The following is a 13,655-nucleotide window of genomic DNA, read 5'->3' as shown; positions in this document are numbered from 1 at the left end:
CGAAGTACTTGCCGATATCCTCAGCTTGCGGTGAAAAAATTGATACTCAGCTCAAACCAAGATTATTAGTGAAACTACAACTACCTGTCGCAGGTTTCGAGCCTCGTTCGAGCAGATAGAGAGTGGAATTTGAAACCAGTTAAGCAAAGCTGATCTACGCGTAAGCGCCATTATGTTAAATCGGTGAACCTTAGAGTTATTTGGGGCTTGAACCAATTTTGGGGAGAAGGCTAATTTGGTGCAGTTTCAAGCAATCCAAATGCACTACAGAATAAAATGTTTCAACAAAACGAAGTGTTGAAATGGTTTCGTCAAATGTTGACCGGAAAGCCATCAGAAGCCCAGGATCGATACTTCAGGCCCAGATCATGTTGAATTGTTTCCGGCGAGCTTGTGGCCAACACAAGATCAAACCGGTACTATCGGTCACATGCTCTGCTTTAAATCTCTAAATTTTTTGTCAATTTTACCGAGAAAGCCCCAACTTGTTAACAGCGAAAACAGAGTAAACATGGTGGACTTGTCGCCATCGGCAAGCAGTTGTTGCAGTTGCGGTTGAGAGGAACTTAAGCCGAGTTGCGGAAGCACGGCAGTGGCGACCAGGCCGACGATGCCGATAATAGACTTTTTACCGTCCAGCAACTTGCCAATCATCGGTCCAAGAGCATTGTTGACGGGGGTCAGTTCTTCGAGAGCTGCAATAGGCTGAGCAGTTGCTTTTTCATCCGACGAGGCGTTGATTTTTTCGTCTAAAATCGCATTAAGTAAATTGAATTTGTCATCACCATCGTCGACTTTTTTCTCGAGTCTCTTTTTCAGAATGCCTATGGCCAATGCCTTAACGGCCACGGATTTCCCACCTGTCAAAGCCATCAGTGCAATTCTCAGGATGTCGTCAGCGTCAATGTCCAAGTCTCTTTCTTTAACTTTCATAATTTTGATAGGACGTTTGCCCTCTCCCTCCGGCAAAGTATTCAAAAAGACACGCAGCTTGTTGACACGATTTATCCAACCGGCCCCAAAGATGACAAAATCCTCGAGACCGCGCAGGCGTTGTTCGTATAGCTCAAGGTATTTCTCGGAAAGCACGGACGGATCGGTCTGATTGATCGCGCTCAACGTGATCCGACCGATTATACCGTCTTCTTCCAGCGTAGTGCCGTCGACCTTCATGCCAAGCTCATTGAAGGCCCGTTGCACAGTTCTTTGAGCCACCTTTGACCCTGAGTGAACCGCCATGTTGTAGACGACCATTGCAACGCGATCGTGCAATTTATCGCACTTACATTTGATGTAGTAATTTGTATAGAGGATCTCCTCGGCCTCTTTCTGACCCATAGCGGCAACGTCTTCTTCCGTTACGTTTGTTTCGCGCCACTCCGCCAGAGTGCTCTTAGTAATGCCAAAGTTTGTGGCACCACCTTTGTCGTGCTGATTATTTACGAATCCGCCTTCTGCGTCTTTGATGAATTCGTGGAGCTTTTGGAAACGGAGATCTCTTTCGGCCAAATTTGTCGAAAAATGAATCGGTGCCGGTGACTCAGCCTCCATGGATGCCATCAAATCCGTGTCGATTGCGGGTGCGCCCAGAATGATCGAAGGCCGGGGCGGGGAGGGCAGGTGTCCACGCCAATTGTCGATCAGTTCGTTGAGGCGATCCGCCCAGGCTTCGTCTCCGCTAACCGGGTAAACACCTTTGTACAGATCGCGAGATCTTACTCCTTGAATCTGAATGTGTGGTTTCTCGATGAGCTTGCCTTTTGAGTTGTAGATCGGCGTCATTCCATTTTCTTTTGCGAGCACATGCATCCGGTCCCACCAAGCCTCCTTGTGACCAGTGGTATCCCAACTCCATTTACCGTTCTCTTTTAGGACGAAATCGACGGCGAGCCCGTATTGATGTATCGAATGCCACGGTCCAACCCAGGTCACCTTGGTGCCTGGCTTCGTTCTGCCTTGCGCATAAAGGTCTGCTTGGCGCTCTGGGGTGCGAAATGCTTCGAAAACCTCGAATGGAATATTCTCTTTCTTTAGTTGAGCCTGTATGGCTAGGACGTTTTCCCTAATTGCAGGATGCAGATTTGAGATGTCGTTTTCTCGCTTTCTTGAATTTCCCATAACTTAATTCCTTCCTCAAAAAATATTGGCGGAAACCATCCGCCACAGACTACCAGCCCGAAATACTGCTGTATAATCCTTGAAATTTTGCACATCTGTAAGTGTACACTCTAGCATACTTGATGTAATTTTGCTGGGTTAGATACTTTTTTGTAGAACTGATTCTACGCCCGATCAAACAAAGGGCATCACCCAAATGGGCTATGCTGAAATTCGTTTTTGAGGTTAAGATGGTCTGTGATATTTGAAAAAATGGAAACTTATTGTGACCCAAGAAATTCGAAATCTTACGCTTGAAATTTATGATACAATTGCTGACCCATTGACTTGGACGAGCGTCCTTGACCAGCTGGTGGATCGCGTAGGAGCGCAGGGAAGCATAATATTTGAATGGTCTCAAGACGATGGAGATTTGTCTCTGACCGCACCGTTTCACTCTGGCTTTTATACAGGTGCTGCACTGAACACCTATCTTGTAAAGTGCCAACATCTTGAAGCCAAAGATCAGGAAATTTTACGGGAACAAACCCGAAATCACGACGAGATTGAACTTCTTGACGACACTCTTCTTGCGCCGTCGGTTAAGGAACTAAAAAGCCAAGAACACGTTCAAAAACTAATGCGTCTTGGAATATTCCATCGCGCGGCTGGAATATTGAATAAAGACAATCCATGGATATCCCTGTTTTCGGTTCAATTAAACGCCAACAGGGAGCCTCTAGACGAAGTAGAGAGGAGATACTTGGCCCAACTCCTGCCCCACATCGCAAAAGCTCTCGACCTCAGTTTTCCTATGCGGCAACTGCAGGCACGTTACCAAGGTGTACTTTCAGCCATCGACTGCTTGAACATAGGCATTTGTGTTCTTGATGGTAGAGGTATGATTGTGGCGCGAAATCAGGAGTTTCAGCGACAACAGGAAACTTATCGCACATTCCGAATTAGCCCGGACGGAAAGTTGAACATCACGGATCGTCTTGGGCAAAAGTTTTTGGAAAGCCTGATGTCCGATCTAGATCAGCACGGCAAGTTCGGCGCTCGACCACGTAAGGAGAGTATCGTTAGCCACTTGTTGGAACCCCTTTGCATCGAGCTTTCACCACTCCACAAATCTGGCGAAATCGGAACCAAGGTATTTGACGGTTTTATACTCTGTAGTACCGATACGGGGCTCCCTGTTTCGTGCAATACACGCCTGGTGCAGCAGGCATTTGGTTTGACATCAGCGGAAACATCACTGGTCGACGCAATAGGGCAAGGTTTGACCAATCCCGAAATAGCGGACCGCCGTGGTCGTTCTGTAGCGACAGTAAACGCACAAACCAAATCCATTCTTCTTAAGTCAAATTGCTCAAATAGAACTCAGTTCGTTCGTGCGATGATGCGATTTGGGGCAAGTTTTCTTTCGACAGATGATGCCTCGAAGAAGCTTAATAAACCTAAGAGGATGATATGATTTACGTTTATTGGATCGCAATAGCAATTGTCATTGGAGGGCATTTTTTCTTTGCGTATGTACAATGGTTCCGTTGGCCAGATATTTGCAAGAAGCTCACAAATTTTTCTGAAGAGGAGATTAAGGCTACGGCATTTTTGGGACGTAGTATTTCGTCTTATAATGCATCGATAGCTGTGGGGCTTTGTTTGAGTTTCTGGCTACCGGCTCCGTATCAAACTTATACTCAAAGTATAATCCTGTTTCTAATTTCGATTACAGCTGCTGTTGGTGTTTCGGGAGCTCGTGGGAATACTATCCTGATAATGCGACTGCTGCCAGCGTTGGTCGCATTTGTGGCCTCGCTTTTGGTTTGAGTAATGGCGGCTAACTGCGGTCACACCAATCACTTGCAATGGGGGGGGCATCAGTTTCGATCGTAAATAGATGTTTCTGTGAGGCAAGGAATACCTTGAAAATCCACGGCAGCTATATTTTAACATCTTCGGTTTTGAATGTCGTTTGAAAGAGAAAGTTATACAGATTCACCGGGTGACTTATTTTCGCCAAGACTTTGATGAAAAAAAGGAAAAATGTGATCGTACTAATTGAAGGCCAACAATGAAGATCTATTTTATATGAGTTAATATGCAACTTCTTATGGAACCTGAAGTCCGTAGACTTCTAATCGAAATCAAGTCAGAATTTGAATTGCAAGCTCTGGCCGGAGCAGGGGCGAACGGCCACAGTAAATTGCTTGGTATCGATCGCTTCTTTTGGCTTCGAGCAACTAAGAACGAGACCGAAATTGGTGGCCACAATATTCGTTCAATCTTTTCTGAGCCCTCACCGGACGTCCAAGAATCTTATCGACTTTGCAATCTGATCTTACAGGGCGGAGGAACACTTGGTCTGGCACATGCCGGGTTTGTCGCCGGGTTAGAGGCTGCGGGGGTGCGCTTTGCCGGATTGGCCGGGACCTCGGCAGGATCGATCATCGCCATGGGTATTGCTGCGATACGCGGCGACGATCTGACCCGCCCAACGGCCGAAAGGCTTGCAAATCTTACCGAAACAGTCCCATTGGATCAATTCATCGACGGCCCGCTACCGATCCGCAAGCTTATCAAGCAAGCGCTCAATCAACCTAAGATTTACCAATTCCGCAGTTGGTACGGTTTGCTCGCCGCCATACGCAGGCTTCGCGACCGTCGAGGTCTGAACCCAGGGCAAGCGTTTGAGAATTGGATGGAGTCCGTTTTGGACGATCTCGGCTTCAAATCTATCGAGGATTTGTACCAATCCCTCGACGAGATTTGGAACGACCTTGAGGAACTACGCACTGGAAAGGACCCTGAGGGTCAGCGCGAGGCAGAAGCCAGATTTCCTGGTCGGTTCGATGACGGTCCAATTCTCAACGCCGTGGGTTCCGAAATAGAACACCCCGGGATTGAATTGCTTCAATTGGTTGCGACGGCGATGCCAGTCGGTCTGAAGATGCAATTTCCACAAGACCTAAACTTGCTAAGCGACGAGTACAGCAAAACTTCGCCCGCGCGGTTGGTGCGAACGTCAATGTCAATTCCAGCGTTTTTCGAACCGGTGGTTATGCGTCCCGATAGAAAGACCTGGCCTGCATTCGCAAAAGCTAAACTTCATGGTTTGTTTTCGGAAGCTCAGATTCGCAGGTTCGCAGAACTGGAGAAGTTCGTTTTTCTGGATGGTGGATTGACCTCTAATCTTCCGAGCGACTCGTTTCGCAAACTGATGCCGGACGTTCCGACCGTCGTAGTGCCATTGATCAGCAGCGGCGAGAAACAAACGGTTTCGCAGCGCAGAAAGCTATCTGATCTGGCCGGTGATGTTATCGCTTGCGCAACGGCTGTCCGACTACAGCGGGACCGTGAAATCTGGCTTCAAAACACGGCTCTGCAGGATCAGTTTGATGAGCGAAAAGAGAACAAAGGCGACCTTAACCTGAAGCAACGTAAATACCCGGTGGAAATCGCGCCCATTGATCCGGGCGAGGCCAATTGGTTGAACTTTGTTATGTCGGGCCCAGAGAAGACATATCTTTATTTGGCCGGTCTTAAGCGCGCCCGACAGTTTCTGAAAGACCTGAACAAGACGGAGTAAAAGAACGGAAGAGGGGAGTTCGATATGTTACGTGAAGCATTTGATAGAATTATTAAAACTCTGGAAAAGATTATCAATTTGCAGGTTGCTAATTCCGATGCAGGCAGCCCTGAGCAACAGACAAAACACCAAGCAAAGGCTGTTCAGAAAATTCTCGAAGATCTGCTGCCGGAGGTCGACGATTTTTATCATGACTATGAAACATACAAGAACACCAACGATGAGGTTAATGAGCATCGCACGAAGATCGAAGGCTTGCGACAGAACATCCAGGCCAGTTCTGACGAACGCGCACGGATACAACGTGACGCACAACAGTTCGAAGAAATCGTCAATGAACAAAGGGAGAAGTTGGAATCCGCGGCTGAAACCGAACGCGATGCGCTTGCCGAACGACTGGATAAGGCTCAGGCCGAATTAAAAGATTGCCGACGGATCATCACCGACCTTAGCGCAACGATCAGCGAGGCAGAGCTCGAAAGAGCGACAGCGCAAAAAAAACTGGACGAAGCCGAGGCGCGCCTGAATGCGCAGGAACAACGCCGCGAGGCTGCCTATCAGAAAGCCACAGGTAAAATCCAGAACCTGCTAAACGCGCTGAACGACCTGTCCGAAAAAATCATCCTCGGCATCTTTCCGGGCGATGGCGCGCCGTTTCTCGTTGAAAACAAATCCAAACTCCCACTGCAAGAGGCGGATGATTTGCTCGACCAGGTTCGAAGTCTGGCAAGAGCGCCTCAAGAGGCAGAGAGCAAAGATGCCGATCTGTTCTTTCGTCTGAATTGCAAATCATTAGAAGAAGAAATGCAATCGCTGCTTGACCATCTGACGGCAAAGCGGGTTGCCGAAGAAATGGACGGTCAAACCTACGTGAATCGTCTGCGTGGAAACTATGACAGGATCAGTCGGAAAGCCGAAACGGACATAAAGACACTTTCGGAAGAGCAAAAAAAGGTACAATGCGCTAAGAAACAATTGCAGGACTGTCAGAGCCTCGTCGTTGCGGTGAGACAAGAATTTTCTTGGTATGCTGAGCAGATACAGACCGAAGCGGACATTGGTGAGGGCGACGACAATAACGAGAGCGACAACGTCGACCTACAAGAGATCGAAGATCTGTGCAAAAACGGTGCATCCTTTTGCGAGCGGCTTGGTGATTTTCTCAAGCAAAGCAAGGGCAATCTCAAAAACCTGCAAAGCGACTTTTGCAGCGCTCGAAACAGAGATGCGGCTGAACAGCAATCGCGATTTGTTTCGCGGGATATCGAGCGGAATCCGCTTATCAGACCGTACCCCCTCATCTGGGCAGTGTGCGTTACGCTTCTGGTCAAGATCATTCTGGGCCACAATACAACCGAACTGTTGCACGACCAATCGGTCGGAATCCTAGTCATCAGTTTTGTGGTGACCTGGGTCGCCTCGATTTGGATAGGATTTACAGCGCGCAGAAACAAGATGGAAGCACTGCGCGACCATACCTGGCATCAGATCCAACGCCTGATCAACCCAACCACCTCAAGCGACCCGAACAACCCGAAGGACGCCAGCGCCGGGTCGAAGACTGTAGTGAGTTCACAAACACAGCCCACGGAGACTATAGCCGAATTGGGACCTATTCAGCAGCGGATACAGGATTTGCGCTTAGCTGACGAAGCTACAAAATTCCTTTCCGTCCCGTATGGCGCGGCGGCAACCGGACACTCAAACTCCACTGATTTTAACTTTAAAATCAACGAACTGAGAAACAACGAGAGAGTCGTCAGGCACAATGCTTGGGCGCTGGTTATTCCCATTGCTCTGCTAGTCTTGGTGATCGCGGACAATTTGGGAGGTTCATCGCAACGGGTTTTTGTGGCTCGCTTCCCTGAGTCCCCGCCGTGCGTGTTGGCGACCGGTAGGTTGGTTTTCACCACGACAGACGACTTCTTCATCCGTGAAAAAAATATAGAAACTGACAAAACTGTAGCTCAGGGAATACAGAACTTCGTCCAAGTGGTGGCACAGCAGATATTCCCTGAAATAGGTGCTCAAGTTGTGCCTCGGGATCTGGTGATCCGTGTTATCCCCACTAACCACGCGGATGACGATCATGGCTTGCTGAATTGCACGGCAACAGATCCCAATCACAATACCTTGCGTATCCATCACGCGGGCAAGGTTCTTGATGCGCTGGGTGAAGAGGAAGTGCGCCAAGAGATTTTCTCGGGCCTTCAGAAAATTGCTGAAAATCTGAGCGGAGCACCAACTGCCGTATGGTCCCCCGATACGGATCCTGAGATTGCAGAAGCGCGCGACGAGATGGAAGAGTTGTTGGCCGTGACCGACCCAATTGAGTTCGATGGCCCTCGTTTCATTGCTGCCTTTGGCCGCATTCAACAGTCCCTGGCGGAAAAGCTTGTGATTGCCGAAAAACTGTCGATAGCGGATACCATGCGCCTGACATGGCCAAGGACAGGCTCGCTCACTCCGTCGACTAAATTCCCGAACCCGTTACAGGTGGACTTGCTCGATCAGGACGAGCTCGAGGCGCTAACTGACCTGGTGGCCAGGATTGCAGCGTCAAACGAGAAACTGGCGCAGCTTATCGAACAAGAAATACCGCTGGGAAACAGCCCGGCAGCGGTTGTCCTGCCCATCCTGCATGAGCTGCAAAAAAATACACCATCCTCAGAGGTTCAATCCAGCACTTGGATAACCAACCTTCTCCTGCCCAATGGCGCACCCGCCGGGAAGGGCTGGCCGGACACACTGATTTTGCCCTTCTTCACCGATGAAGTGAAATTCACGGAACCGAAAGACATCACAGCTTATGATGATAATCCCCTGAAAATGGCCTTTGTCTTTGGTGCGCGAAAATCGAATTTCAAAGATCCGGCGCTGGGGTCAGAAAAGGAAGACACCTATTTCAGCCGCATCGCCAAGCATCTGGGCCAATGCCTGAAAAACAATGGCGATCATAACTTGGGCGGTGACGATGCCGAACTGACTTTGGACATCATTGGGCTGGCCAGCCGCACCTGGAAAGACAAGAACCCGACGCATTCCAAAGAACAGTTGAACCTGGCTTTGGCCGAAGGCCGCCGGGCAGTCACCCTGCTCAAGCTGATCGATGCGATTTCCGACAAGGAAGTCCAGAACCGAATTCATATCATGAGCAGCAACAGCCCAACAGACACCCTGAGCCTTGCCCAAATCTCAGACATGTTAGCAGGAGAACCCGAGGACTGGTTTGATCGGCGCTTGGAATTCGATCGTTTCTCGACACATGAAGAACATGCGAAAACCCGGTCCAACTTCATTACGCCATCCGCCTCACAAGGCGACGACCGGCTACCGCTCGAAGAGCTCTTTGCGCGCTCCGTTGTCGTAAAGGTCGAACGTGTGAGAGGCGGACCATGTGCGGATATTTGACAGACTGGCAGACGGTTTTAGAACACGAACTGCAAAATATTCTGTTTGGTTGGAGCAATTCCGCCAGCCCAACGTATTAAGTGGCCAATGCCAAGAGTTGTCGAAACGAAAAGGCTTCGAGAGCTGGTTGCTTTTTTCTAACGTGTTTCTGACTTTGCTACTTGTGAGGGTTACTGCGGCCAAGGTGAAGGATTTAGGTCTCTTGATGTCACGTTTTTCTCCATTGAAAAAACTAACCATGCTTGGAATGTTTGCCTTCATTATGGGTGCAATCGGATAACCGAGGAAGGCTGCAGTCGGCTGGAATGATGATAATTGCTTTGGCGTTGGCGTAATTTTTTTGGAATGAGATAATATTAATTTCACATTTGTGTAGAGTTATTTGCCTGCTTTGTTTAGAATTTGAATAATTATTTAGTTAATTGACAGTAGGTGAAGCATGTCGACTAAAAAGACCTCACCAGACCATTTGGTTTTTTGCGTGCATGGGATTGGAAACCAACTGCCGGGCGATACAGTCGGCGATGTGCTGAGCGGTGCTCTGGAAGAGCATAATCGGAATGGTAAGCCGCCGGCGATTGCTGACGAAACTATCGTGAACCTGTTTGAAACGCACTTTGCAGAATATGATGGTTTGTCGGTCATGGAAGAACGCACCTATCCGGGCGGCAAAAAGCAAAAGGTGCAAACCCCAATTCATGATCGCCCAAAAGGCAAAGACCCTCGGCGTGAAGGGATGCAAAAGAAATTTCCGATGCACGTCAAACGCATACGCGAGCAGGGCACCCAAACAAGCGAAGTAAAAACGGTCATGGCCGAGGTCTACTGGGCCGATATTTCACCCGAGCCAAAGGGTGCTTTTGCAACAATCTTTGATCTGATCAAGGTCTTGATGTCGATCGGTTACTTAGCGCTCGACAACGCAGCCAATACCGGAGCTCGCGGCGGTTATCGTTTCGTTGCATGGTTTCTGTGGGCGCTGATCGGCGGGGTCGTTGCGCTCAACGCGGCGTTGTTGATGGGCGTTCTGGTGCTTCTGCTTGAAGGCTCGCTGGTCGATTTCAACAAGATCCAGGCAGAAGGCTTCATGGGATCTTGGGTTCAGGTAGGTCTCGCGCTGGCAATTGCCGGGTTTGCGGTCGTGGCCCTGGCGCTCGGATTTATTTGCAATCGGCGAATGGCGGAAGACCCCTTATGGAAATGGTTCGGGCGCTGTACAGTCGTGCTGATGGTGCTTGGGTTGATTGGGTTGTTCATCCTGCCAGCAGCAGAAGCCGTCGTTGCCGCCACAGGCATGCTGACGATACTTTTTGGTCGTGTAATTGGTCATACGCGATGGGAACTAAGCCTATGGCGTCAATTTAGCGTTGGGACGGGCACATGGGGTTTGTTGATCTTGTTCTTCGTTCCATTTCTGCCCGAGGCTACTTTGGCTAGTTCTATTTGCTCGACGGAGAACAGCACATTTTGCAGTCTTATTACTTCTGACAAATTTAGCGGCGAAGCAGACCAGTTGCTTTTTTTCATTGGCTGTCTGATGTTGTTACTTTCAGTCCTTTGGGCTCTATCGGTGTTGCTGTGCCTATTTGTTTACGTAGCTTGGGCGTGTGACTGCGGCGATTTACAGGGCGATTTACAGGACTCTGCGCCCTCTCAGCAACGCAGAATATATGCCCCAATCTGTTCCGCGTTATTGTTGCTTTGGATGATTGCGGCCTCGTCCTTTTGGGTGGCCATTCAGCATGCAACCGACAACCTCCGCGCCAAGACGCTCGACACAGGGCACCTTATAGGCATTGAAGAAGGCCTACCTGAGACAATCACAGTCGCAAGCCACAGTTACGGTCCAGATAGGGTATTACCCGAAGCCTTCGTGGCAATCGTCGATACGATAACTCCTACTATGGCAATTGGGGTGGCTTTCCTATTGATTTTGCTTGTTTTTGGAATTTACGTTGTGGTTAAGCGTGCGCTGAACAGGGATGTTTTGTTCGAGGCCACAACCGCCGAACCGTCGGTCGGACGGGTGCTGTTGAACGGGCTCTTTCAAGGCGTATTTGCGGCTTCAACTCTGGCGTTTGCAACCATGCTGGTGCTTCGGATTTTTGATGGGAATCTCAGTTGGATCAGCGATGGTGTCATCGGCGAAGTTTTATTGCCATTTGTGCCGGTATTTTTGTTGGGTTTGGCGTTGGTGGTTTACCAAATGCGCGATCTGGTCGCGGGCGGATTGGGTGTGTTTCGGGACATTGTAGTTTACGCGAACAACAAGGCATTGGATTCGTCGTTTGATGCCGAGAATGATCTGCTGAATTTTCCTGCCCGCAAGCAGATAGAAGGTCGGTTTGAGCGTGTCTGTGAGTTCATGATGGGTCGAGTCAAGCCCAAACGCGTTACTATAATCTGCCATTCGCAGGGAACAGTGGTGGCAACACGCGCGCTCAAACGGTTACTTGCCAAGAAAGAGAATCCGTTCAAAGACTGCGAGGTTACTTTGGTCACAATGGGTTCACCGGTCACGCATCTTTATCGCAAGTATTTTCCAAGAGGTTTTCATATTGAACCGGGTGACTTCGACAATGCAGCTAAGCCGATAAACTGGTACAATATCGGGCGAACTGATGACTTTGTTGGTACCTATATTGAGAAGCTCGACGAACTTAACGGGCTTGAACCGGCGCCGGTTAGCAAGTCAAAGAGGAACCTCTTGGTCCCGGCAGGCGGACATCCTGGCTATTTCACCGATCCATACGTGTGGCAACATTTTTCTACCAAGATAGGGTTTAACTTGCTGTAACCAAATTGCCCCGACCGAAACACAGATATGTCAGTTTGGGGTTGGCGCGGAGTGAGCCCAGCTTGCGGAGAACGCCGGGTGCAAGATGTCGTCGATCTGGCAATGCTGGCGCCTGATATTCTGGATGCCATCGCTGCGGGCGAACAACCTGATGGCCTGACCACGGATTACCTGATCAAGTCGGGCTTTCCGGCGATCTGGTCGGATCAGCATAAGCAGTTCGCTGTGCTCTGATCTACAGACACTCCCAAAGTCACCAAACTCGTACCGCCGGAATCGCGAACTGAGACTGCGGCCCGAAATCGACCATTGTTGCGCGTAAACTCGGGTCTCAGCTGGAATAGCCGGATGATAACCTGCTGAAAACACGCGGTAATAGGCGACCAAATATTCAGTGCGTGATTTAAGGGAAAATCATGGCTGTGCAGGCAGTTTGTAGCTAGCTAGTCTCGGCCCAAAATTCCCTGTAAACAGGGAATTTACAGGGAAAACTAATAGATTTAGGCCGTTTTCGGAGGTTTGGAGCTCGAAGTTACTCTTAAAAACAGTGGCTTGCGTGGATTTTCCCTAGATCGATTAACAGGGAATTTTTCTCTGATGATCAGGGAATTTCTTACGACTAACAGTGAAGAGGATAGGGGGAGCGGGCTAAACAAACCTGATCTGAATGTCGGAAGCCGACATTCACGTGAAGTGTAACCAACGGCTGTTGTGAGCCCACACCGGAAGTCCTTATTTTGTGCTGCGTGCGCTCGCAGCACGGATTGTGCTGCATTGGCGAAGGTTTTGATGCTGCAACACGGTGTAAGAAGCAGCCATTCGCGCAATCTGGAGCTTTGGTGTGGCATTCAAGGATCAGGTCGCGGAGCTTCCCACGTCAAAAAACCAAGGCAAAAAAGCTAAACACCATCGATGGGCTACAGCGTGTCGACCCGATGCTATGCTCCAGACGTCAGCGCGGCGCTGACGTCTGGGTTTGGAGGGAGGATTGGAGGGCATGTTATGCCACGAGTCCAACTTCCCGCAGTCACCCCAAAACGCAAAGCTTGGAACAAAGGGCGGATAATCGGCCAGAAACGGCCGCTGTTTCCCAAACAAGTTTGGGCAATCCGCGCTCGGCTCGAGATTGCAGGCTACCTTCGCGACCTCGCGCTGTTCAACGTCGCGATTGATAGCAAGTTGCGAGGGTGCGACTTAGTCAAACTCGCCGTGACCGATTTGGTCAGAGATGATCGCGTTCGCGAACGAGTGTCGGTGATCCAAAGCAAAACCAATCAGCCGGTTCGGTTTGAACTGACTGAAAACACGAGAGAAACGGTTACTGCTTGGGTTAGATCGCCTGAAATGATCGGCCGCCTTTTCGTGTTTCCCAGCCGATTTCATGACCGACCTCACATCTCCGCGCGGCAATATGCTCGACTTGTTCGTGATTGGGTGACTGCAATTGGACTGGAACCCAGCGGTTACGGCACTCATTCGCTCCGTCGGACCAAAGCTGCCGAGATATATCGCAAGACTGGCAACCTTCGCGCGGTGCAGCTTCTGCTTGGTCACACAAAAGTTGACAGTACGGTGCGATATTTAGGCGTTGAGTTGGAAGATGCTCTGAGTATTGCGGAGCGCATCGATATCTAAGCAATGTTGGCGAACGGTGCTTACCGTTCGCCAGATCATAAGAGATCTGAGATCACGCGACGTCGAAAACGAAATGCGAACCCATAGTCACGGATGCTGCGGTCGAAGCGGGCATTGCGGCTG

Annotated in this window: 8 protein-coding genes; 7 read left to right on the top strand and 1 reads right to left on the bottom strand. The window is 49.6% G+C overall.

Annotated elements, in window-relative coordinates; genetic code table 11:
* Nucleotides 1-426: 426 nt before the first annotated feature.
* A complete protein-coding gene (locus ACR0AC_RS03385; protein WP_170452379.1) occupies nucleotides 427-2,118 on the bottom strand; it encodes a glycosyl hydrolase 108 family protein in 1,692 nt (563 codons plus the stop codon).
* Nucleotides 2,119-2,383: 265 nt separating this feature from the next.
* Here ACR0AC_RS03385 and ACR0AC_RS03380 point away from each other — a divergent pair, with 265 nt between their 5' ends.
* The 7 genes from ACR0AC_RS03380 to ACR0AC_RS03350 all read left to right on the top strand — a co-directional run bounded on the left by ACR0AC_RS03380 (nucleotide 2,384) and on the right by ACR0AC_RS03350 (nucleotide 13,532).
* Entirely contained in the window at nucleotides 2,384-3,574 is a 1,191-nt protein-coding gene (locus ACR0AC_RS03380) for a helix-turn-helix domain-containing protein (protein ID WP_170452376.1), read from the top strand.
* A complete protein-coding gene (locus ACR0AC_RS03375) occupies nucleotides 3,571-3,930 on the top strand; it encodes a DUF1304 family protein (RefSeq protein ID WP_170452374.1) in 360 nt (119 codons plus the stop codon). Before ACR0AC_RS03380 ends, ACR0AC_RS03375 begins: the two co-directional genes overlap by 4 nt.
* A 271-nt stretch (nucleotides 3,931-4,201) precedes the next feature.
* Nucleotides 4,202-5,689 carry a patatin-like phospholipase family protein gene (locus ACR0AC_RS03370; RefSeq protein WP_170452371.1) on the top strand — a complete coding sequence of 496 codons (1,488 nt, stop codon included), beginning with the start codon at nucleotides 4,202-4,204 and terminating at the stop codon, nucleotides 5,687-5,689.
* Nucleotides 5,690-5,713: 24 nt separating this feature from the next.
* Nucleotides 5,714-9,100: a hypothetical protein gene (locus ACR0AC_RS03365; protein ID WP_480871930.1), complete on the top strand. Its 3,387-nt coding sequence runs from the start codon at nucleotides 5,714-5,716 to the stop codon at nucleotides 9,098-9,100.
* 439 nt (nucleotides 9,101-9,539) lie between these two features.
* The gene (locus ACR0AC_RS03360) at nucleotides 9,540-11,897 is read left to right on the top strand and encodes a hypothetical protein (RefSeq protein ID WP_170452365.1); all 2,358 of its coding nucleotides are present in this window, start codon (nucleotides 9,540-9,542) and stop codon (nucleotides 11,895-11,897) included.
* 78 nt (nucleotides 11,898-11,975) lie between these two features.
* Nucleotides 11,976-12,131, top strand: coding sequence for a hypothetical protein (locus tag ACR0AC_RS03355; RefSeq protein WP_170452363.1), 156 nt, complete (start codon nucleotides 11,976-11,978; stop codon nucleotides 12,129-12,131).
* 768 nt (nucleotides 12,132-12,899) lie between these two features.
* Nucleotides 12,900-13,532 carry a tyrosine-type recombinase/integrase gene (locus ACR0AC_RS03350; protein ID WP_050687576.1) on the top strand — a complete coding sequence of 211 codons (633 nt, stop codon included), beginning with the start codon at nucleotides 12,900-12,902 and terminating at the stop codon, nucleotides 13,530-13,532.
* Nucleotides 13,533-13,655: the final 123 nt, after the last annotated feature.

Source organism: Ruegeria sp. H7, assembly GCF_056532945.1.
This window is presented reverse-complemented; position numbering and strand designations above follow the sequence as displayed.